The sequence below is a fragment of the Sphingobium sp. TKS genome (assembly GCF_001563265.1).
In the GTDB taxonomy this organism is placed as follows: Bacteria; Pseudomonadota; Alphaproteobacteria; order Sphingomonadales; family Sphingomonadaceae; genus Sphingobium.
Genome location: NZ_CP005083.1, coordinates 4,009,962 through 4,030,742, shown reverse-complemented (window position 1 = coordinate 4,030,742; position 20,781 = coordinate 4,009,962). Strand labels below are relative to the sequence as shown.

Here is a 20,781-nt window from a genome sequence, read left to right as displayed (position 1 = left end):
CGGCCCCACCCCCGAATGTGACCCAAATCCCCTAACTATAAACGGAAGCAGAGGGCTTTTCGGCCCGCCGGATCTGATCGCGCCCGGACCGCTTGGCGCGGTGGAGCGCTTCGTCGGCCTGGTCGATCGCCGCCGTCACCGGGCCGCCGCGCCAGGCGCAAAGCCCGGCAGAAAAGGTGATCGGCTGGCCGTTTACCGCGCCGACCGGCTCCTGCCGCATCCGTTCCGCGATGCGGGCCAGCGACCAGCTCGCCTCATCCTCGATCGCGTCCTGATAGAAGATGGCGAATTCCTGGCCTCCCCAGCGGGCGACGATGTCGATGCGGCGGGTCTGCGACGACAGGCGCGTGGCGAAGTCCGCCAACAGGCGATCGCCGGCATCATGGCCCAGTTGGCCGTTGACCTGCTCGAAATGGTCGATGTCGATGATCGCGATGCATCCCCGGCGCCTGGCGAGCGGCAGCGCGTCGAGCTGCGCCAGGAAGCCGCGCTGGTTGGCGATGCCCGTCAGGGCATCCTCATGCGCGGCGATGTTCAGTTCGTCGACCTGTTCCTGCGTCATTACGGCCGCCCGGCGCATTCCGGAAAAGAGTCTGGAGATGATGTCGCTGATTTCAGGCAGGGCCAGCGCGCTTCGTTTCCTTACGGGTTCTTCCACCATCCCTTCCCGCTCATGGATCGGGTCCAGCAAGGCGCCGATGCCCAGCAATGCTCCTGCGGCGGCCGCCAAGGTGGCGAGCATCAGGATGATGAACTCCGCCCATGCGAACCGCCCCGTTGCCGCGCCCCAGCCGATATAGGCCAGCAGTGGCAGGTGCGTGGTGGCGAAGCAGAGCGCGAAGAGCCGGAACCGCAGGGCGCGGGGAAAGAGGAAGGAAGTTGCGAGGTAGAACTGCATCCCTGGACCCTGTCGTTGAAATCGAGGCCCAAAATTGGTGCGGCGTGTAAAGGGGGAATGAAGGAACAGGGTTAATGCCTGTTCCATGGACGAATCGTGCCCTTCAAGAGTCGAATGGTCAGCGGGAGGCGCCCGGCACCCATTTTACGTCGCCCGCGCCATTGCCGTTGAGGCGCCGGGCCAGCACGAACAGCAGGTCGGACAGCCGGTTGAGATAGGCCAGCGCCTGGGGATTGAGCGCCACCTCTGCTGCGGCGGCGGTCGCGCTCCGTTCCGCGCGTCGGGTGACGGCGCGGGCGAGGTGCACTGCTGCGGCGGCTGCCGATCCGCCCGGCAGGATGAAGCTGTCCAGTGGCGCCAGTTCGGCGTTCATAGCATCGATCTGCTTTTCCAGCCGCTCGACCTGGGACGCGACGATGCGCAGCGCCCAGGGCTCATCCTCCCCTTCGGGAATGGGTGTGGCGAGGTCGGCGCCCAGATCGAACAGATCGTTCTGGATGGTGGTCAGCCAGCCAGCATCCGGCGCGGCGCCGATCGCGACGATGGCAAGGCCGATGGCGCTGTTCGCCTCATCGACGTCGCCCACCGCCTGCATGCGCGGGGCATGTTTGGGCAGGCGCGATCCGTCGACAAGGCCGGTGGTGCCCGTATCGCCGGTACGGGTGTATATCTTGTTGAGCTTCACCATGACCGGCCAACCCCCGTCAACCGTTGCCCTTCATCAGCAGCAGGATGGCAACGATGATCACGGCCACCGCCTGGAACAGGATGCGGTTCATCATCATCCTGTTCTGCTTGAGGCTGGATTGGCTTGGCCCGCCCTCGGGCGAGTTCAACTGTTCCTTGCTTGCCTGCAGAAAGGCGACGATCCCCCGGATCAGCGCGAACAGGGTGGCGCCCATGGCCAGGATCAGGGCGATGACGAGAAGGGTGTTCATGTCATGAATCTAGGCTGTCGCCAGAGAAATGCCAATCGGAAAGCGCATATGGCGAAGGTCGTCGGCCAGACGCCGTGGATCGGCGCCTTGCGCCCGCAGATCGGCCAGCGCGATCGACCCGTCGCGCTTGGCCAACCGCCTGCCGTCCGGCCCCAATAGCAAGGGATGGTGGATATAGGCGGGTGAGGGCAGGTCGAGCAGTGCCTGAATCAGCCGGTGAATATCCGTCGCGTCCCGCAGATCGTCGCCGCGCAGCACATGGGTCACGCCCATCGCCGCATCGTCCAGCGTGCAGGACAGGTGGTAGCTGGCGGGGGCATCCTTGCGCGCCAGCACGACGTCGCCTGCCGCGATCGGTCTGGCTCCGATCACCTGCGCCTGTAACCCATCTTCCAGCGGAAAGGGCAGCGCGTTCCAGCTCACAGACCCCACTCGTTCCACTGCCTGCGCCATATCGATCCGCCACGCATGCGGCTCGCCCGCCGCGATCCGCCGCGCCCGTTCCCCCTCGGCTAACCCTCTGCACGTCCCCGGATAGACCGGCCCTTCCGGTCCATGCGGCGCCATGGCGCTTGCCGCGATATCGGCGCGGGTGCAGAAGCAGGGATAGAGCAATCCCATCGCCTCCAGCCGCCGCAACGCCGCTTCATAATGGTCCAGACGCGCCGACTGAAAGACGATCTCGCCGTCCCATGCGACGCCCAGCCAGTGCAGATCCTCGACGATCCCGGCGACATGTTCCGGCCGGCTGCGGGTGCCGTCGATATCCTCGATCCGGAGGCGGAATGATCCGCCTTGCGCGCGGGCCATGTCCATGGCCAGCAATGCCGACCAGGCGTGTCCGACATGCAACCTACCGGTTGGGCTCGGTGCGAAGCGAGTCACCATATACTGTGGTCTGGGGGATTGAATCATACTGGCCCTTGACGGGATGGGGTCGTTAATGCTGTCATGCTCCCGTCACGTTTCTGGTCAATCAGAGCGGAGGCAAAGGGGGTTGAAGGGTAATATATGTACCATCCCGACCTGATACGACATCCGGAAAACTGTCCGGCCCTGGTCTTGAATGCAGACTACACGCCGTTAAGCTATTATCCGTTGAGCCTCTGGCCTTGGCAAACCGCTATCAAGGCGGTTTTTTTGGATCGGGTGGACATCGTCGCCAGCTATGAGCGGCAGGTGCACAGCCCCAGCATCCAGATGCAGATTCCCTCGGTGATCGCGCTGAAGCAATATGTGAAGCCGTCGGAACATCCCGCCTTCACCCGGTTCAACCTGTTCCTGCGCGACAAGTTCGCCTGCCAATATTGCGGTTCGCAAAGCGACCTGACCTTCGACCATGTCATACCGCGCCGCGCCGGCGGGCGCACGACCTGGGAAAATGTCGCCACGGCCTGCTCCCCCTGCAACCTCAAGAAAGGCGGCCGCACGCCCAAGGAAGCGCATATGCAATTGCACGTGACGCCGATCCGCCCGACAAGCTGGCAATTGCAGGAGCATGGCCGCGCCTTCCCGCCCAATTATCTGCACGAAAGCTGGCACGACTGGCTTTATTGGGATGTGGAACTGCTGGCGTGACAATCCCCCTTCCTTGAAAGGGAAGGGAGATGGCCGTTTTCACGACATTGCCGGAATCCAGTCCAGATCCATATCCTTGTGCCGGTTGGTATAGTGGCCGATCTCCTCCAGCCGCGCCATGTCGAGCAGGGTGATCCGACCATTGGCCCGCCCGATCAGCCCTTCCTGCTCCATCTGCCGGATCATCCGGTTCACATGGACGGAGGTGAGGCCGATCGCGTCGCCAATCTCCTCCTGCGTCAGTTTGAGGTCGAAGCTGTCGACGATGCCGTCGTCCGTCACGCGCAATCGATCGAAAATATCGAGCAGGAAGGACGCGACCCGCGCCTTGGCCGAGGTCCGCCCCAATGAGGCGAGCCGGTCCGTCAGCGCGACGCGCTCCGCATTGGACAGCAGGAACAGCAGCGCCGCGACCCGCGGATATTCCTCCAGCAGACGCCGCAAGGCATGTTTGTCGAACGGACAGATGATCGCATCGGACAGGGCCACCAGCGATTCCGGCGCCTTGCTGTAGATGGTGCTGGCCGACCCGATGAAATCGCCCGGAAAATAGACGCGCAATATCTGTCGGCTGCCGTCGGGCAGGATGACGAAGCTCATCACCCGTCCTTCGCGCAGGACGAACAGTTCCGTGACCGTATCATTGACCCGCTGGATCATCGCGCCGCGCTTTACCTTGCGGGGATTTTCCTCAAGCCGGGCAAGCGCTTTCTTTTCTGCATCGGACAGAGGCACATGCTTCGCCAACCTGTCCGCGAAACAACTTGTTGCCACCAAAAACACCTTTTTGCTTACATTGTCGTTACGATGGCAAAACGCCCCACGCGTCTTTTGGCTGCATTTCCGCAAGTTGCACTAAACTCGATCAATAATGCGCGGGCGAACGCACAAATGTTTCATGGCGGCGTCACAAAGAGGCGCGGCGCGCGCAATGTCGAGCCGACCCGCCTTGCGAAAAACGCAATTAACGGTAAGAACCCAGCGATGGACCGCATTCACATTCGCGGCGGCAAAGCGCTCAATGGCCGCCTTCCCATTTCCGGCGCGAAAAACGCCGCTCTGACGCTGCTTCCTTGCGCCTTGCTGACCGACGAGCCGGTGACCCTGCGCAACCTGCCGCGCCTGGCCGATGTCGACAGCTTCGGCCATCTGCTCAACCAGCTAGGCGCGTCGACCATGATCGAAGGCGCCCGGCCGGAGGATTTCGGCCGCGTCATGACGCTGCGCGCAGGCCGCGTCACCTCGACCGAAGCGCCCTATGACATCGTGCGCAAGATGCGCGCGTCGATCCTGGTGCTTGGCCCCCTGCTCGCCCGCGCGGGCGAGGCGCGGGTGTCGCTGCCGGGCGGCTGCGCCATCGGCAACCGCCCGATCGATCTGCACCTGAAGGCGTTGGAAGCCTTTGGCGCGATCATCGAGATCAATGCCGGCTATGTCCGCGCCAGCGCGCCCGATGGCGGCCTGCCCGGCGGCATCTACACCTTCCCGGTGGTGTCGGTCGGCGCGACCGAAAATGCGGTGATGGCGGCGGTGCTGGCCAAGGGCACCTGCATCCTGGAAAATGCGGCGCGGGAGCCGGAGATCGTCGATCTCTGCAAGCTGCTGATCGCCATGGGCGCCGATATAGAGGGCGTCGGTTCCGACAAGCTGATCATCCACGGCCGCGACCGGCTGCATGGCGCAACCTACAGCGTCATGCCCGACCGGATCGAGGCGGGCAGCTATGCCTGCGCCGCCGCGATCACCGGCGGTTCGCTGGAACTGGCGGGCGCCTGCGCCGACGACATGCACGCCATCCTCGCCGCGCTGCGCGACGCGGGTGTCCATGTCGAGGAATTGAAGGACGGCATCAAGGTGTCGGCGGACGGCAGGCTGCGCCCGCTCACCATCTCGACCGCGCCTTTCCCGGCCTTCCCGACCGACATGCAGGCGCAGTTCATGGCGATGCTGACGCTGGCGGACGGCGCGTCGGTGCTGACCGAGACGATCTTTGAGAACCGCTACATGCACGTGCCCGAACTGGCGCGCATGGGCGCGGACATAGGCGTCAATGGCCGCACGGCGGTGGTGCGCGGCGTAGACCGGCTGGTCGGCGCGCCTGTCATGGCGACCGACCTGCGCGCCTCGATGAGCCTCATCCTGGCGGGATTGGCCGCGGAGGGAGAGACCCAGGTTAACCGCGTCTATCATCTCGATCGGGGCTATGAACGGCTGGAGGAGAAGCTCTCCGCCGTCGGCGCCGACATAGAGCGCGTCAGCGATGGCTGAAGGGCGCGGGCTCGAGACGGATCGCGCGGCGCTGCTGGCGCGCTACGATCTCGATACCGGTGGCTTTGCCACGCTCGATCAGATTACCGCCTTCGCCGCCGCGCTCTGCGAAACGCCGATCGCGCTCGTCAGCATCGTCGAGGAAGACCGTCAGCGCTTCCTCGCCCGCTCCGGCCTCGATGCGGAGGAAACGCCGCGCGACATTTCCTTTTGCGCCCACGCCATGTTGGGGGAGGCGATCTTCGTGGTGCCCGACGCCACGCTGGACCCGCATTTTGCCGATAACCCCCTGGTTACGGACGCGCCCTTCATCCGTTTCTATGCCGGAGCGCCGCTGATCGACAGCGAAGGCGCGTCTCTCGGCGCGCTCTGCGTCATCGATGATCAGCCGCGCGCGGACCTTACCGATCTCCAGCGGCAGGGTCTGACCCTGCTCGCCCGGCAGGTGATGGTGGAACTGGAGGGGCGCCGCCGCGACCGCGACGTCATTGCCCAGCAGGAAAGGGATGCGCAGGCGGTGGCCGAAAGCGACCGCATGTTCCGCACCCTGGCCGACACCATGCCGCAAATGGTCTGGTCGGCTCTGCCCGATGGCTATAATGATTATTTCAACGCCCGCTGGTACGAATTTACCGGCGTCGCGCAGGGCGCCACCGATGGCGAGGGATGGAGCGCCATCTTCCATCCGGAGGATCAGCCGCGGGCCTGGGAACGTTGGCGCCACAGCCTTGCAACCGGCGACCCCTATGAGATCGAATATCGCATGCGGCACCACGGCGGCGACTATCGCTGGACGCTGGGCCGCGCGCTGCCGATCCGGGATGCGGAAGGGACGATCATCCGCTGGATCGGCACCTGCACCGACATCAACGACCAGATCGCGATGGTGGAGGAGCGGGAGGTCATCGCCCATGAGCTGTCCCACCGCATCAAGAACATCTTTTCGGTGATTTCCGGTCTGATCGGCCTGTCGGCGCGCGAGCATCCCGAAATCCGTGCCGCCGCCGACGATCTGCGCGACCGCATCATGGCGCTGGGCCGCGCCCATGATTTCGTGCGGCCCCATGGCCCCCATTCCCAGCCGGATCATGGCGAGGGTCTGCTCTGGGGCATATTGGAGCAGATTTTCGCGCCCTATCGCGATGCGATGGGCCCGCGCATCCGGTTTTCGGGCGACAATCCGCCGGTCGACGACCGTTCCGCCACGCCGCTGGCGCTGTTGTTCCATGAACTGGCGACCAACGCCGCCAAATATGGCGCGCTGTCGGTGCCTGAGGGCCGGGTCACGATAGAGGTGAAGGGCGAGGACCGGGATATCCGCATCGACTGGCGGGAGGAGGGCGGTCCACCTGCCGTCCCCGCGACCAGCGAAGGTTTTGGCAGCCGGCTGATGCAACTTAGCATCGAACGGCAATTGGGGGGACGCATGATGCGCGACTGGCGGCCCGAAGGCCTGCGCCTCAGCCTCTGGATTCCAGTGCGGTCCATGAGCCGGACGACGGCAGGAAAGGCGTAAAGCCCACAATTTCAGCGGCTTCCAGCTTTGGCTGGTCGGTCGCGGCCAGGTGCAGCGTCTCAGCGATGCTGTGCGCCCGGAACGGCTTGGTGATGACGCCCAGCGCGGCGGCGGACGCCGCGCCGATCTGCGCGGGATTGGCCGTCACATAGATGACGCGGATGCCATATTGGCTGGCCAGTTCGACGCCGATGCCCGGTCCCGTCGGCCCATCGCGCAGATTGAGGTCGACCAGCGCGATGTCGCAATCATCGGCGGCGTCGAGCGCAGCCTGACGGTCAGCCGCGATCGCGCCGACCGTGAAGCCCGCATCCTCGACGATATGTTCGATTTCCAGCGCGACGAAAATCTCGTCTTCTACGATCAGAACCTTTTTGCTCATCCCAAAGCCCACGCAACTGGAGGCAATAAATGCGCAAAGGGCGAGCCGGTTCCCGCAGGTGCGAAAAACTTTTACCCGCTATTTTCCGGCACGCTGCTCCAGAGCGTCTCGAAATCGGTCCCCCGCATCAGCAGGACAGAGGCCGGATAACCCGCCTCGCCAGCCTTGCGCGCTGTCGCCGTGGCGTTTTCCACAGCGGCTTCGCATGTCGCGAACGGACCATAATAGCGGTTGTCGAGATTGATCTTCCACACGCCCTCATGTTCCAGGACGATGTAGCGGGCATGGGGCAGAGACACCTACAAAACCTCCATATTATAATGGTGCCAGGCCATGATCGCCGCCGCGCCGCGATGCGGGCGCCAGCGCTCGGCCAGGTCGCGCGTCAGCTTCTCGCTGGGCCGTTCGGGCAAGCCCAATATCCGCCCAATCTCGATCTGCACGGCCAGGTCGCCCGCGGGCCAGATGTCCGGTCGCCCTTCCGCGAACAACAGGTAGATTTCCGCCGACCAGCGTCCGATCCCCTTGATCCGCACCAATTGGGCGATGGCTTCTTCATCGTCGGCGGGCAGCTTGTGCAGGTCGATGCCGCCGTCCATCACCAATTCGGCCAGGCTGCGGGCATAGCCTTGCTTCTGCCGCGACAGGCCGCAGGCGCGCAAGGCATCGAAGTCGCGGGCGAGCAGCGCGTCCGGCGCGCAGCCCTCGCCCAGTTCCGCCTCCAGCTTGCGCCAGACCGCCGCCGCCGCCGCGACGCTCACCTGCTGGCCGACGATGGTGCGCAGCAATGTTTCATAGCCCGGCTCGCGGACACGGGGCAGGGGATAGCCGACCCGGCCGATCGCGGCGGCGAAACCGGGCTCCATCGCGGCGATATTATCCAGGCCGATCCGCAATTGTTCTGCTGTGCTCACCATAGAATTGCAGTCCGGCCCTTGATTTCCCGCTGCCCGTCCGACATGAGCGGCGGGAAAAAATTTTGAGGGACCTGGGTACATGGCGAAACTGATTGTGGTCAACCGTTCGGGCGAAGAACAGGCGGTGGAGGCACAGAGCGGCCTTTCCGTGATGGAAATCATCCGCGACAACGGCTTTGACGAACTGCTGGCTCTGTGCGGCGGCTGCTGCTCCTGCGCGACCTGCCACGTCTATGTCGACCCGGCCTTTGCCGACAGCCTGCCGGCGGTCAGCGAAGATGAGAACGACCTGCTCGACAGCTCCGACCATCGCAACGGGACGAGCCGCCTGTCCTGCCAGCTCACCTTCAGCGATTCGCTGGACGGCCTGCGCATCACCATCGCGCCGGAAGATTGATTGAGCGCCGCCCGCCGCGCTAAGGCTTGAACCTTAGCGTGGCGGCGGGCGCCTCGCTGGTCAGCGGCGTTACTTTCCAGACGATCCGCTTGCCCTGCGGCACATTCTGGGCGCCGTCTTCCTGATTCTGGCTGACGATTTCGGTATTGGTGGTGAGGGTGAAGGTGCCGTCCAGCGCCTTGGCCGCGTCCTCGCCCGAGCTGCTGCCACCCATCGGGTTCTGGCTCTTGTCATAGCCGTTGGAATAGCCGGGCGCCTTCATCCGCGCCCGATCCTCTCCGCGCAGTTCCACCGCGACGAAAGGCAGCACGATCTGTGCGTCGCTGTTGAAGGGGAAGAGGAAGGCGTGGGTCAGCTTGCCGCTGATCGCATAGTCGATCTCGAACTTGTGATTGCCCATGTAGCGGGCTGACCGAAAGCCCTTTTCCTTCGAAAGCGCCGCCGCGATCGCCTGCATCTGCTGCTCGTCGCTCTTGTCGTTCCCGCTTTTGCTGTCGGGGCCGTCGAACCGCTCCTCTGCCTTGCCCTGTTCCTTGGGCTGGAGGGCAGTGCGCAGCGTGCTCTGCTGCTCCTTGGGCGCAGCGTCGTCGATCGGATCGTCGCCTGAGGGCATCGAACCGAGACCCTTGCCCATATCGGTCGCCAATATCTCGCCCTTATAGGTGAAGCTGAAGCTCCGGTCGGCGCGGATGTCGAGCGTCGATTCGAACTTGCCAGGCGTCACCAGGCAGGCAGAGAGCAGCAGACAGGCCGCCAAAGCTGTGGCAGCGCGCAGAAAAGCGGCCATGTCAAACCCCCTGTCGTTCAGCCTTTATGCGTTTACCGGCTGGCAGCCGCATAAAGGGCGATCGCCGCGGCATTGGAAACATTGAGGCTTTCCATGCGCGGGCTGATCGGCAGTTTAGCCAAAATGTCGCAATGCGCCATGCTGTTGTGGCGCAACCCTTCGCCCTCGGCCCCCAGCACCAGCGCGACCCGCGACGTGCCGATGGCCTCGCCCAGCGTCTGATCCGCTTCGCCATCCAGCCCGATGCGCCAGTAACCGGCTTCCGCAATCTCATCGAGCGCGCGGGCCAGGTTCACCACCCGCACCCAGGGCACGATTTCCAGCGCCCCCGAAGCGGACCGCGCCAGCACCCCTGATTCGGGCGGCGCATGCCGGTCCTGCGTCACGATGCACAGCGCATCGAACGCCGCCGCCGACCGCAGGATCGCGCCGACATTATGCGGGTCCGTCACCTGATCCAGCACCAGCACGGGGCGCCCATAACCCGGTCCGTCGTCCTGCCCCGCCTCCAGCGCGTCGCCCAGCCAGACATCGTCCAGCGGCTCGACCTCGGCCACGATGCCCTGATGCGGCGCGTCCGACGGCACCATGCGGCCAAGGTCCGCCACATCGGCATAGACGATGGGCAAGACCGGCGGCAGGTCGAGCGCATTCAGCGCCTCCCGCGTCCCCCAGATCTTGCGCACGATCCGGTCCGGATTGGCGAGCGCGGCGATGACGGCATGCCGTCCATAAAAGCGGGGAAAGGTCCCTTTGGACTTTCCGGTGCGATTTCCTCTTTTCATGACGCGCTCTTTTCACATTGCACCATTGACAGGCAAGTCTCCATTCGCCATTGGAGCGCCCTCCAGCCGATCGGGGCATTCTTCGACACGGTTAGGCGACTGGACAGGTGGCCGAGTGGTTAAAGGCAGCAGACTGTAAATCTGCCCGGGTTTCCCGTACGCTGGTTCGAATCCAGCCCTGTCCACCATCGCCGTGCCCGTCGAGGCACGGCAATTCCCGTAGAAATCCGGAAAACATTGGTTTATTCTACCCGCGCAGGCTCGCCTGTGCCCGCCTCTGCCTGCCTGCAACCGGGCGGAAGTGTGGGGGAGATGTGGGGGTAAAATAGATCTTCCCCCACACTGCAATTCTCGGATGTGGGGGAATACATGGGCAAGCTGACGGCGGTGGCTGTTAAGGCAGCTTTGGCGAATCCCGGCACCTATCAGGACGGCGAAGGGCTATTCCTGAAAGTTGATAAACGCGGCGGCGCGTCATGGACCTTGCGACTTCAGCGCGATGGCAAGCGGCAGGACATCGGACTTGGCTCCGCACGGCTCCTCACGCTTGCCGATGCCCGCGACAAGGCCAGCGGGCTCCGTAAGGCGGTCAAGGTAGAGCGGCGCGATGTTCTGGCGGAAAAGAAATGCGAGGCTGCTGCTAAGGTGACGTTCCGTGAAGCAGCGCGCCAATATCACACCGAGAATGAGGCTGGCTGGAAAAGCGCGATCTACACTCGTCAGTGGCTCGCCAGCCTGGAGAACTACGCCTTTCCCAAGCTGGGCAACGTGCCGACCGGCGGTATCACAGCGGCGGACATCATCACGGTGTTGACGCCAATCTGGCAGGAAATCCCCGAAACGGCGCGTCAGGTGCGCAATCGGATTTGCGCGGTGCTGGATTATGCCCACGCTAAGGGCTGGCGCTCCACCGAAGCGCCCTCTGGCAATGGCAGCCTGAAAGCCGGGCGCGGCCTGCCCCGGCAAGTGAAGGGGCGGGAGAATCGCAAGGCTATGCCCTATGTCGCTGTGCCGGGCTTCCTCACCGCATTGCGCCGCAAGCCCTCATATGGACGGCTCGCGCTAGAATTGCTGATACTGACGGGGGTGCGAAGCCAGGAGGTCCGGTTTGCAACATGGGACGAGTTTGATCTTGAAGGCCGCTTGTGGACGATCCCAGCCGGGCACATGAAGCGAAACAAGGCTCATATGGTCCCCTTATCCGACGCGGCGCTGGCAGTGCTGGCGAAAGCGGCGGCCTTGAAGCTGGAGGGGACCGATCAGGTCTTTCCGGGTGCTGACAGCGGGCCCATGTCCGACATGACGTTGCTGAAGGTGTTGCGGGACATGAGCGAGCCATACCATGTCCACGGGTTTCGTTCCGCCCTCACGGACTGGGCAGCGAACGAGGGGTATCCCGATGCTGTGGTGGAAGCCGTCCTGGCGCACAAAACACCCGACGCGGTGCAGGCCGCATATCGCCGCACGACGTATCTCGGCACACCCGCCCAACCGGGCCAGCGTGTGAAGCTCATGGCGGATTGGGGGCGTTACTGTGCTAGCGGTGCGGCTGGGGGCGGGAAGGTCGTGTCAATCAAGAGGGCGAGGGACGGAAAATGAAGGGGCAATCAACCCGCTCCCTCTCTGAAGCAATCACCATGCTGGCATTCAACGAGGAAGTGCCTGCTTCAGTGATGCCTGTAGCCCTGAAAAAAAGACGGTGGAGGTGTCCTCCAAATGTTGCACTGGCGCAGCTTGTTGAAGCCCTGCACGCTCTGTGTGACGCCGGGTACAGGGATGACGTTGCGCTTTGGGGAAGGACTGTACCCGGCTCACTGGAGGGCGCTCCAAACGATTCGCTTCGGCGTCTGACGAAGGGCGAATGTCTAGACTATCGTCTATTCGTTCCAGGCTATGACATGTTGTGGAAGGGCGAAAATCAAGGTGACGAGTATGCAGACACTTTCACCGCGCACACAAGGTCCGAAGGACTAGACCATGTCCGGGTTGATCTAGCCGATCTATCAAGGCTCCTAGCAACGCACGGTGGAACCGGCACTGCAGCGGTCGCGCTGACGGCCAGTGCGGCGCCTTTCACCATTGCTGAGATTGACTCTTGGATTAGGGCAACGCCCCACACCAGTGTGAAGAAGGCGCGCAAAGAGTTCATGACAGCGCCGCGCTCAAAGGGGCTATCCGCAACCTTTGAGGCTCGATGGAATGCCATCAGGCAGAACCGCGTCGGCCGCCCCGCCGTTCGATGACGGTGCAGGAAATGGCAAAACAATGCCGTCGCGCCATTTAGGTTCGCCATTTTCTACGAGCTAGCTGGTGGTTCGCCCGTGAAGGCCCGTGCGTCTCCTGCCGGTGCCGGGTGGTGGAGTCCATCAACATGGAAGCAATATTGTGTTCACAAGCCGAGGCCGGGAAGATGCTTTCAATCGGCAAGACCAAATTGGGCGAGCTGATCGCTCGCGGTGAGCTTGAATCTGTCCGTATCGGCACCCGCCACCTGGTGAAAATCGAGAGTGTTTTCAAGCTTGCGGGCGTCACGCCTGAGCAGCGGGAGCGTCCCTGATGGATATGCTCACCTGGAAAACTGCCCGGATCATCGGTTATCCCGACGGTGACATCTGGGTTGTCGTCTCGGCTGACCCTTTCGATAAATCCGCTGGCGCGCTCGACACTGTCGCGGCGGCCGCCGCTCTCATGAGCGGTACTTTGCCAGTCGGGGGGTTGGTCGCAGAATATTTGTTCTGTGAGCAGTTAGAGCGTGTGGCGCTGGCTGCCGAGATCGACGCCATGCAGGCGCAAAGAGAGTTCTTGAAGCGCTCTCTCATAACCAACGCCTTGCTAGAAATGCACGCCCGCATCGAAGCCGCCCGGCACCGTCATGTCAGCGCCACCATGTCCGCCTTGGCGGCCATCGCAGACGCCAAGGCTACCCCGCGTGGCCTTTTGCATGGTGGCGCCTTCATGGCCATGCAGAGGCGGTCCGGCGACAAAAGCGCTCCCCTCACCATCTCATGGGAGACAGGTCATGACAGCTAAGTCTGGCACGAACACCGGCACCCAGGCGGTGGAATATGTCCGCCACCGCTTGGCCGTGTGCGCGATCCCGCACGGGCGTAAAGGCCCGACCGCGAATGGTTGGAACCTGCTTGAGAACGCTATTACCAGCCCCGCCACGGCCGCCACGCTGACGGGCAACGTTGGCCTGCTTCACGCCTGGTCCGGCACAATGGCGCTGGACGTGGATGACTGGGGCCGGGCCTCTGAATGGTTGCTGGCGCGCGGTGTGAACCTTGGGCAGTTGTTCGCTGCGTCGGATCGCGTGGAGATTGTCTCCGGGCGTGCGGGTCGCGGTAAGCTGCTCTTTCGGCTGCCTACAAGCCTTGGTGCATCTTTCCAAACCTTACAGATTAAGGGCGATGACGGGGAGATGATCCTGGAGTTTCGTTGTACCGATAAAGGCGGCAATTCCGTGCAGGACGTTCTGCCGCCATCTATCCATCCCGACACGGGTCGGCCTTACCAGTGGGGCGGTTCTGGGGATTGGCGCAAGCTGTCTGTGATCCCCGACGCGCTGTTGCAGGTATGGCAGGACGAACTAGCGAAGCGGGCAAGAAACAGCGCACCAGCAGCGTTCTTGCCGCCGCCGCCTGGTTTCGCGCCCCAGAGCTTCGCGCCCCAGCCAGGCTTCGCGCCGCTGGAGGAGGGCCTTTTCGGCATGACCGTGATAGAGACGGCGCTCGATCACGTCTCGCCGGATGTCGCGTATGACGAGTGGCGCAACATCGTCTGGGCCATCATGTCCACGGGGTGGAGGTGCGCGCCGCAAATCGCTCACGGATGGAGCAAGCTGGCGCCACATCGCTATGACCAGGCTGCGGTAGATGCCCTGATCCGGGAGTTCGACCCGACGAAGGGTATCAAGATTGCCACCCTTTTCCACTACGCGAAGCAAAACGGCTGGACCATGCCCCAGCAATATCCCTTTGCTGTTGTCTCCTCGGTGCCCCAGGCGCCGCCCATTCCCGGCCATGTAGGCCCGTATCATCCGGTTGACTGGTCGGTGCATGGCGACATTCGCAACGCCCGGCATTTCGCGGCGATATTCGGTGGAAGTTTGCTCTATATCCGCGGGATCAAGAAATGGTTGCGTTGGTCCGATGATCGCTGGGTGTTGTGTGATCAGGGTCAGGAAATCGAGGCTGCAAAACAAGCCGCGCAAGCTATGATGGCCGATGCCATGGCTGGTCTTTCTAGCGATCAGGATCGGGCCAAATGGCGCGTCAAAGAGGCAGTGGCAGCGCATCATATTTCCCGCATTAAGGCCACTTTGGAACTCGCGCGGTCAGAGCCGGGCATGTCAGCCGGGCAGGCGGACCTAGACGCCAATCCGACACTGCTTGGCGTGGGCAATGGTGTCGTCGATCTGAAATCTAGCGCGCTGATCTCCAATCGCCCGGACATGCTTATCACGCGGCATTGTGTGGCTGACCATGACATGGCGGCGACCTGTCCGCGCTGGCTCCAGTTTATGGATGAGGTGTTCGCCGCCGATCAGGCGACCATAGACTCAGTGCAGCGACTGCTGGGGTACGCGCTTACTGGCCTGAATATCGAGGAAATCATCGTTTTCTGCATCGGTTTTGGGGCCAATGGTAAGTCGATCTTCGGCAACATCGTCAACAGAATTATTGGCGGCTACAGCAAGGTCGCTCCCCATTCCCTGCTTGCCGCGCGGCGCGGTGACGATCACAGCGCAAGGGGCGACATCGTCATGTTGGAAGGCGCGCGGCTGGTGTCGGTCAACGAACTTCCCGGTGGGATGCATCTGGACGAACAGGCGGTGAAGGCATTGGCAGGGCGCGAGTCCATATCGGCCCGACCACTCTATGGCGAGTTCTTTACCTTCGACCCGCGCTTCACGGTCTGGGTGCGGACGAATCATCGGCCTATCGTCAAAGGCGATGACGATGGCATCTGGCGTAGGATCGTGGTCCTGCCCTTCCGGCAGAAATTTGAGGGTGCACAGCGCGATCCACACCTTGAACCGAAGCTCTGGGCAGAACGCAATGGAATCCTGCGGTGGATGATCGAAGGTGCGCGCCAATATCTGACCAAAGGCGCCCTCGCCCTCAGCCCGGCGATCCTTGCCGAGCAGCGCCAGTATCGGCGCGAGAGCGACTTGCTGGGCGAATTCCTGGCCGACTGCACGGTGGCCGACCCCGCCGGTCGCGCAGCGGACAGGGAGTTGTTCGTCAAATGGTGTGGCTGGTGTGATGGCAATGGGCACAAAGCCGGGAGCAAGGCGACTTTCACTCAGCGGCTCGCAGAGCGGGGCTTTCCAATCTGTCGAAGCAACGGGCAGCGTTTCTATTCGGGCCTGCGGGCGGTGCAGTGATCGTGTGGCGCAGGGCGGAGAGGGCGGAGGCAGCGCCATTTTCTGTGAAGTTCTTCAAATCGAGCTTCACGAGGGGATTTTACCAAAAAGGGCGCACTGTCCGCCCTGCTCGCCCTTCCAATACCGAATTTAACGCCCCTAGCCACAAAACCACTACCACCACCATCACACAGCGGGCGGAGATCCACGATGCGAAGCGCTATGACTGCTATCTGGGGTAGGGAACTGTTGGAGGAAGCGGGCGCGGCCCAGCTATCCAAGCCGGACCTGAAACAACGATTTTCTGCATGGTTTGATAGTCAGCCGACGATCAGCCGTATCCGCCCGTACAGTATGGTCGAACTGGAACGGGCGCTTGGCACGCAAGGCAGGTTGCTAAGTTCGGTCCTCTTGAGCCTCGGCTGGGAGCGGCGTCGCAACTGGTCCAGCAAAGGCCAGAATCACCGATACTGGATACCTCCACACTGAAATGGCTATCATCGGCGCTATGGAGAGGTGGGGATGTACTCTCCGGTGCGCGTATTGGACCACGCCGTTGGGGCCAGAGCGTGCGTAGAAGGTGCCGTCGTGAGGATTCACATACCCTCCAGCGGCCGGAGCATAATATTGCCCCGTCCGAACGCCGATCGCCCCAGCCGAGCCAGAGGCGTGCCGAAGTCTAGCGCGAAATCGGAATGAATGCGCCCGTCCTAGTGTCAATCACTCCGTTTGGACCCGCCGGAGCATAGTAGGTGCCGTTTTGGGTATTGACGTATCCGGCCCCTGCCGGGGCGTAATAGCGCCCTGTTCGAACATCTACGGCACCGTTATTGGGCGCGGTAGCGGGGGAGGCGCTGCGGTTGTTGCGCGCAAGAGGGGCGGCAGATTGCTCGCTGATTGCCGGTGCCTCATGCTGCTCATCAAGCAATGCCCGGGCACGACTCGGGACATCGCCTGTGCCTATAGGCGCCCCTATTTGTGGTAAAATATTCGCGGCGTCAGCGGCAGAATAAGCAGATCGAGCCCCGTAATCCGGCTGCGCGGCATAGTCCGGAAGTGCACCATAGACAGGACTGGCAAGGTCCGGAGCCTGCTCTCCGTTGATTATGCGGGATAAATTAGTCAATTCTTGTATCGTGAGCGGCTCACCACTCGCCAGAATACGTTCTGCGGCACGCTGTGCCGGACTAAGGGCGGCCTGCCGCTCTTTCTCAGCTAGTGCCTTACGAGCTCTTTCATTTCCGTTGTTTGCGGCAGTTGTAAGCCACCGTTCGCCCTCAGCCAAATCAGGAGCAGTTCCGATGCCAAAAATGTATCTGGACGCTACGTTGAATTGCGCCTCCGGATCGCCTGCTATTGCTGCGACTTTGCCCCAGAGAAATGCCACTCCCAAGTTCCGACCTACGCCGATGCCTTGGTCGTAAGCAGCGGCAACTCGGAGTACAGCTTCCTTGTTGCCACGGCGAGCGGCCAGCCTCCACAATCGAACCGCTTCTTGGGGGTTGCGAGCGATGCCGTTCCCCCAGACATAAAGGTCGCCCAGCTTAGTCTGCGAGGCTGCGTGCCCTTCCGACGCGAGTTGCTTGATCAGAAAGACTCCCTGCTTCATCTGGCCTTTTGCCATGAGTGCAGAAGCTGCCACTAATCGTGCATCCTGGTTGAGGGTAGTCGCAGTGCCTGAGTTGGAGGATGCTGGCCGAGGGGTTGAATCAAGGCCCCAAAACCCCTTCGCGAATTCGTTCGGGCTGATGGGCACAAAACCCACAGCAACAATACCGCAAATGATGAGCGTCCACTTGTTCATCGCATGCCCCCTTCATGCTTATCCCGCAGTATGTCATATCTTAAAAATCGCCAAAGGTTAACAGGGGGATTCATACTCCGTGGACGAATAGTCCTCCTTCCCGCGAGTTGGGCGGGTGGACCCCTACTTGGACATTCTTGGGCAGAGAATTCGCGCTACACGACGCGAGCTTGGAATGTCGCAGGAGCGTTTGGCGCATGAATCTGGGCTGGACCGCAGCTATGTCGGCCGCGTAGAGCGGGGCGAACATAACCTTACATTTGTCTCGCTTGTGAAGATCGCACGCGCGCTTGGTCGTGACGTAGCGGCCCTGACTATCGACCTGCCGCTAATTCGCCGGACGGACGCCGATACGCCTATCCATTAGCGGCAAATTCAGTGGTATGCCCAATGTTTGGATAGCTGAAAAAATCCGGCAAAATTTTTGCGAGGCATCATTAAGTCCCCCCTCCCCCTTGGGCGAGATCATAACCCCCTTTGGGGTATGGCCGGGGAAGGGATTCTTTTTCTGGCCTGGCTTACTGCCCCATGCCAGCACAGAAGTCGGTTGCTTGGCGTTCACTTCGGGAAGTATCGCTGCGCGTTCGAAGTGCTGCGGTAGCACGACCGGCATGGGTCGAGGCCACGCGCGGTGCCTGGGCCCCGCAGCTAAAAATGTGGGGGTGGATGTGGGGGAATGAATAATGTGTACGTAAAAACATAGCAATTACAATTAAGTATATGGTAGGTTCGATACAAGCCCTGCCACCATCGCCAGGTTTCAGGCTGATATTGATCGGCCTTACGGCTCAGCCCACCGCTCCGCCAGTTGCTTTCCTGCATGCGCTGACGGGACAAGTGCGGTTCATCCGACATCTGCTACACTCCCCTCGATGACCATCGATCGCCGCGCCGTTCTGACCGCCGCCCTAGCCGGCTTTCTCACTCTTCCGCTTCCCCGCCGCGCTTTCGCCGCGAGCGAGGTGGAGCGCGTGGACGAGCTGATCGCGCGCATGACGATAGAGGAAAAGGCGGGCCAGATGACCTGTCTGGCCGACAGTTTCCGCCCCTATAATCCGCCCAATCCGCAGGTTGGCATCCAGAATGAAAAGGATCTAGCCGACGAAATCCGCAAGGGCCGTGTCGGCTGCCTGTTCAACGGCATCGGCGTAGCTGGCGCCCGCCGCGCCCAGGACATCGCGCTCAAGCAAAGCCGCTTGCGGATTCCGCTGCTGTTCGCGGGCGATGTGATCCATGGCATCAAGACGATCTTCCCGGTGACTTTGGGCGAATCGGCCAGTTTCGATCCTTCGCTGGCCGAACGCACCGCCCGCGCCATGGCGGTCGAGGCCACCGCATCGGGGCTGCACCTGACCTTCGCGCCGATGGTCGATGTCGCCCGCGATCAACGCTGGGGGCGCGTGGTCGAAGGGGCGGGGGAGGATGTCTATCTTGGCGGCCTGTTCGCCGCCGCGCGGGTGCGCGGTTTTCAGGGGCGCGATCTGCGCCGCGACGACAGTCTGCTTGCCTGCCCCAAGCATTTCGCCGCCTATGGCGCTGTTTCAGGCGGCCTGGAATATGGCAGCGTCGACATCAGCGACGAGACCTTGCGCGAAACCCATCTTCCGCCCTTCGGCGCGGCCTTCGCGGCGGGGGCGCTCACCACCATGGCGGCCTTCAGCGAGATCAACGGCGTGCCCGCCACCGCCGACCGCGATCTCCTGACCGACACGCTGCGGGGCGAGATGAAGTTCCGGGGCTTCGTCTTTTCCGACTATACGGCTGACGAGGAACTCATCGCCCACGGCTATGCGGAGGATGAGCGCGACGCCACCCGCCTTGCCATTCTCGCGGGCGTCGACATGTCGATGCAGAGCGGCCTTTATATCCGCCACATCCCCGATCTGGTGAAAAGCGGCGCCGTGCCGATGGAGACGGTCGACGTCGCCGTGCGCCGCATCCTTTATGTGAAGACCGCCATCGGCCTGTTCGAAAATCCGTACCGCTCGCTGAACGAGGAGGTGGAAAAGACCCGCATCTTCACCCCGGCCCATCGCGCATTGGCCCGCGAAGCCGCTACCCGTTCGATCGTGCTGCTGCAAAATAGCGGTGTCCTCCCGCTTGATCCGGCCAAGGGGCAGAGCATCGCCCTGATCGGCCCCTTTGGCGAGGACAAGGCGAACATCTACGGCCCCTGGGCCTTTTACGGCGACAAGGGCAAGGGCGTCGACATCGCCACCGGCCTGCGCGCCGCCATGCCGGACCCCGGCAAATTGCTGATCGCGCCGGGCAGCGGCATCCTGACCCCGATCGACGGCGGCGTGGCCACGGCGGTGGAAACCGCCAGGGCGGCCGACATCGTCATTCTCGCCTTGGGGGAATCGCAGGACATGTCGGGCGAAGCGCAATCGCGCACCGCCATCGAAATCCCCGTCGTGCAACAGGCGCTGGCCAATGCCGTCGCCGCCACCGGCAAGCCCGTGGTCGTCCTCCTGCGCCATGGCCGCGCGCTGGCGCTGCATGATGGCGTCGCCAATGCGCAGGCGATCCTGGCTACATGGTTTCTCGGCTCCGAATCCGGCCACGCCATTGCCGACATCCTCTTCGGCAAGGAAAATCCGTCGGCCAAGCTGCCGGTCAGCTTCCCGTGGGAATCGGGGCAGGAGCCTTTCTTCTACGATCGCAAATCGACTGGCCGCCCGGTGATCGACAACCGCACCGAATATCGCTCGCGCTACGCCACCACCGACAACAGCGCGCGCTATCCCTTCGGCCATGGCCTCAGTTACAGCGATTTCGTGCTGGAGGATCTGAAGCTCTCCGACAGCGCGCTGCGCTGGGACCGTGCCATCGAAGTGACGGCGCGCCTCACCAACAAAGGCACCCGCAAGGGCAGCGAGGTCGTGCAGCTGTATATCCGCGACCGGGTGGCCAGCCGCACCCGCCCGATCCGCGAGTTGAAGCGCATCGAGCGCGTCACTCTGGGGGCAGGAGAAAGCAGGACGGTCCGCTTCTCCCTCTCCCGCACAGACCTCCAATTTGTGGGCGCGGGGAACAGGATCATCGCGGAGCCGGGCGCGTTCGACCTGTGGGTCGGCCAGTCGAGCGCCGGGGGATTGAGGGGGACGTTCACCCTCTATGCGGAGGGGTAGGGATAATCGGAG

General features: G+C 62.6%; 21 protein-coding genes and 1 tRNA gene. 11 read left to right on the top strand and 11 right to left on the bottom strand.

From position 1 onward, the window contains the following. Positions 1-31: 31 nt before the first annotated feature. The 4 genes from K426_RS19950 to gluQRS form a co-directional block, all read right to left on the bottom strand. Positions 32-898 (bottom strand): GGDEF domain-containing protein, encoded by an 867-nt coding sequence (locus tag K426_RS19950; protein ID WP_066560652.1) that lies wholly within the window; start codon positions 896-898, stop codon positions 32-34. A gap of 118 nt (positions 899-1,016) precedes the next feature. Further along, positions 1,017-1,586: a cob(I)yrinic acid a,c-diamide adenosyltransferase gene (locus tag K426_RS19945; protein WP_066560646.1), complete on the bottom strand. Its 570-nt coding sequence runs from the start codon at positions 1,584-1,586 to the stop codon at positions 1,017-1,019. A 16-nt stretch (positions 1,587-1,602) separates the two neighbouring features. Continuing rightward, positions 1,603-1,836 carry a twin transmembrane helix small protein gene (locus tag K426_RS19940; RefSeq protein WP_066560645.1) on the bottom strand — a complete coding sequence of 78 codons (234 nt, stop codon included), beginning with the start codon at positions 1,834-1,836 and terminating at the stop codon, positions 1,603-1,605. A 9-nt stretch (positions 1,837-1,845) separates the two neighbouring features. Then, positions 1,846-2,724, bottom strand: a complete 879-nt coding sequence (gene gluQRS / locus K426_RS19935; protein WP_237229850.1) for a tRNA glutamyl-Q(34) synthetase GluQRS — start codon at positions 2,722-2,724, stop codon at positions 1,846-1,848. Positions 2,725-2,847: 123 nt separating this feature from the next. Between gluQRS and K426_RS19930 the strand changes: the two genes are divergently transcribed. Beyond that, positions 2,848-3,414, top strand: coding sequence for an HNH endonuclease (locus tag K426_RS19930; protein ID WP_066560643.1), 567 nt, complete (start codon positions 2,848-2,850; stop codon positions 3,412-3,414). Positions 3,415-3,453: 39 nt separating this feature from the next. On the opposite strand, the gene K426_RS19925 is transcribed toward K426_RS19930, so the two are convergent. Next, positions 3,454-4,191 (bottom strand): Crp/Fnr family transcriptional regulator, encoded by a 738-nt coding sequence (locus K426_RS19925; protein WP_066562060.1) that lies wholly within the window; start codon positions 4,189-4,191, stop codon positions 3,454-3,456. A gap of 207 nt (positions 4,192-4,398) precedes the next feature. Here K426_RS19925 and murA point away from each other — a divergent pair, with 207 nt between their 5' ends. Further along, the gene (gene murA / locus K426_RS19920; RefSeq protein WP_066562055.1) at positions 4,399-5,682 is read left to right on the top strand and encodes a UDP-N-acetylglucosamine 1-carboxyvinyltransferase; all 1,284 of its coding nucleotides are present in this window, start codon (positions 4,399-4,401) and stop codon (positions 5,680-5,682) included. Continuing rightward, on the top strand, positions 5,675-7,198 hold the full coding sequence (locus tag K426_RS19915; protein WP_066560641.1) for a sensor histidine kinase: 1,524 nt from the start codon (positions 5,675-5,677) through the stop codon (positions 7,196-7,198). The genes murA and K426_RS19915 overlap by 8 nt, the downstream gene beginning before the upstream one ends. Here the strand turns inward: K426_RS19915 and K426_RS19910 are convergent. The 3 genes from K426_RS19910 to K426_RS19900 all read right to left on the bottom strand — a co-directional run bounded on the left by K426_RS19910 (position 7,143) and on the right by K426_RS19900 (position 8,497). Further along, complete coding sequence (locus tag K426_RS19910; RefSeq protein ID WP_066560639.1) at positions 7,143-7,580, bottom strand: response regulator; 438 nt, start codon at positions 7,578-7,580, stop codon at positions 7,143-7,145. The two genes, K426_RS19915 and K426_RS19910, sit on opposite strands and share 56 nt — an antisense overlap. Before the next feature lie 71 nt (positions 7,581-7,651). Continuing rightward, positions 7,652-7,879, bottom strand: a complete 228-nt coding sequence (locus K426_RS19905) for a hypothetical protein (protein WP_066560636.1) — start codon at positions 7,877-7,879, stop codon at positions 7,652-7,654. Continuing rightward, positions 7,880-8,497 carry a DNA-3-methyladenine glycosylase family protein gene (locus K426_RS19900; RefSeq protein ID WP_066560629.1) on the bottom strand — a complete coding sequence of 206 codons (618 nt, stop codon included), beginning with the start codon at positions 8,495-8,497 and terminating at the stop codon, positions 7,880-7,882. A gap of 79 nt (positions 8,498-8,576) precedes the next feature. Here K426_RS19900 and K426_RS19895 point away from each other — a divergent pair, with 79 nt between their 5' ends. After that, a complete protein-coding gene (locus tag K426_RS19895) occupies positions 8,577-8,894 on the top strand; it encodes a 2Fe-2S iron-sulfur cluster-binding protein (protein ID WP_066560627.1) in 318 nt (105 codons plus the stop codon). A 19-nt stretch (positions 8,895-8,913) separates the two neighbouring features. Here the strand turns inward: K426_RS19895 and K426_RS19890 are convergent, their stop codons facing one another. After that, on the bottom strand, positions 8,914-9,681 hold the full coding sequence (locus K426_RS19890) for a hypothetical protein (RefSeq protein ID WP_066560625.1): 768 nt from the start codon (positions 9,679-9,681) through the stop codon (positions 8,914-8,916). 32 nt (positions 9,682-9,713) lie between these two features. Then, the gene (locus K426_RS19885) at positions 9,714-10,466 is read right to left on the bottom strand and encodes a TrmH family RNA methyltransferase (protein ID WP_066560622.1); all 753 of its coding nucleotides are present in this window, start codon (positions 10,464-10,466) and stop codon (positions 9,714-9,716) included. A gap of 101 nt (positions 10,467-10,567) precedes the next feature. Here K426_RS19885 and K426_RS19880 point away from each other — a divergent pair. From K426_RS19880 to K426_RS19860, 5 genes are all read left to right on the top strand, one after another. Continuing rightward, a tRNA-Tyr gene (locus K426_RS19880) sits at positions 10,568-10,654 on the top strand. A gap of 181 nt (positions 10,655-10,835) precedes the next feature. Beyond that, on the top strand, positions 10,836-12,065 hold the full coding sequence (locus K426_RS19875; protein WP_066560617.1) for a tyrosine-type recombinase/integrase: 1,230 nt from the start codon (positions 10,836-10,838) through the stop codon (positions 12,063-12,065). A gap of 772 nt (positions 12,066-12,837) precedes the next feature. Beyond that, positions 12,838-13,023, top strand: coding sequence for a hypothetical protein (locus K426_RS30465; protein ID WP_082748949.1), 186 nt, complete (start codon positions 12,838-12,840; stop codon positions 13,021-13,023). Next, a complete protein-coding gene (locus K426_RS31845) occupies positions 13,023-13,496 on the top strand; it encodes a hypothetical protein (RefSeq protein ID WP_066560612.1) in 474 nt (157 codons plus the stop codon). The genes K426_RS30465 and K426_RS31845 overlap by 1 nt, the downstream gene beginning before the upstream one ends. After that, on the top strand, positions 13,486-15,855 hold the full coding sequence (locus K426_RS19860) for a phage/plasmid primase, P4 family (protein WP_066560610.1): 2,370 nt from the start codon (positions 13,486-13,488) through the stop codon (positions 15,853-15,855). Before K426_RS31845 ends, K426_RS19860 begins: the two co-directional genes overlap by 11 nt. A gap of 658 nt (positions 15,856-16,513) precedes the next feature. Here K426_RS19860 and K426_RS19855 read toward each other — a convergent pair. Beyond that, the gene (locus K426_RS19855; RefSeq protein ID WP_082748721.1) at positions 16,514-17,638 is read right to left on the bottom strand and encodes a tetratricopeptide repeat protein; all 1,125 of its coding nucleotides are present in this window, start codon (positions 17,636-17,638) and stop codon (positions 16,514-16,516) included. A gap of 115 nt (positions 17,639-17,753) precedes the next feature. On the opposite strand from K426_RS19855, the gene K426_RS19850 reads away from it, so the two are divergent. Continuing rightward, a complete protein-coding gene (locus tag K426_RS19850; protein ID WP_066560606.1) occupies positions 17,754-18,005 on the top strand; it encodes a helix-turn-helix domain-containing protein in 252 nt (83 codons plus the stop codon). Between the two features lie 505 nt (positions 18,006-18,510). After that, positions 18,511-20,769 carry a glycoside hydrolase family 3 N-terminal domain-containing protein gene (locus K426_RS19845; protein WP_066560604.1) on the top strand — a complete coding sequence of 753 codons (2,259 nt, stop codon included), beginning with the start codon at positions 18,511-18,513 and terminating at the stop codon, positions 20,767-20,769. Positions 20,770-20,781 lie beyond the last annotated feature (12 nt).